The sequence below is a fragment of the Paenibacillus sp. JSM ZJ436 genome (assembly GCF_044383795.1).
In the GTDB taxonomy this organism is placed as follows: Bacteria; Bacillota; Bacilli; order Paenibacillales; family Paenibacillaceae; genus Paenibacillus_AQ; species Paenibacillus_AQ algicola.
On sequence record NZ_JBISEO010000050.1, the window covers coordinates 1 to 558 of the forward strand.

Annotated in this window: 1 rRNA gene; it reads right to left on the reverse strand. The window is 53.2% G+C overall.

Going from position 1 to position 558, the window contains the following annotated elements:
* A 23S ribosomal RNA gene (locus tag ACH6EH_RS20195) occupies positions 1-558 on the reverse strand; the annotation flags it as partial.

The following is a 558-nucleotide window of genomic DNA, read 5'->3' on the forward strand; positions in this document are numbered from 1 at the left end:
TCGCCCTATTCAGACTCGCTTTCGCTGCGGCTACGGCTTCTCACCTTAACCTTGCTTGGGAACGTAACTCGCCGGTTCATTCTACAAAAGGCACGCCATCACCCTTATGAATCGGGCTCTGACTTCTTGTAAGCACACGGTTTCAGGTTCTATTTCACTCCCCTCCCGGGGTGCTTTTCACCTTTCCCTCACGGTACTGCTTCACTATCGGTCGCTAGGGAGTATTTAGCCTTACCAGATGGTCCTGGCAGATTCATACGGGGTTTCACGTGCCCCGCACTACTCGGGATCCGTCTCGGAGGGAATAAAATTTCAGCTACAGGGCTTTTACCTCTTCTAGCGGGCCTTTCCAGACCTCTTCGCCTACTCTATTCCTTTGTAACTCCATGTGAGACGTCCCACAACCCCAAGGGGCAAGCCCCTTGGTTTAGGCTGTTCCGCGTTCGCTCGCCGCTACTGACGGAATCACTCTTGTTTTCTCTTCCTCAGGGTACTTAGATGTTTCAGTTCCCCTGGTATGCCTCCCTCTGCCCTATGTGTTCAGGCAGCGGTGACTGG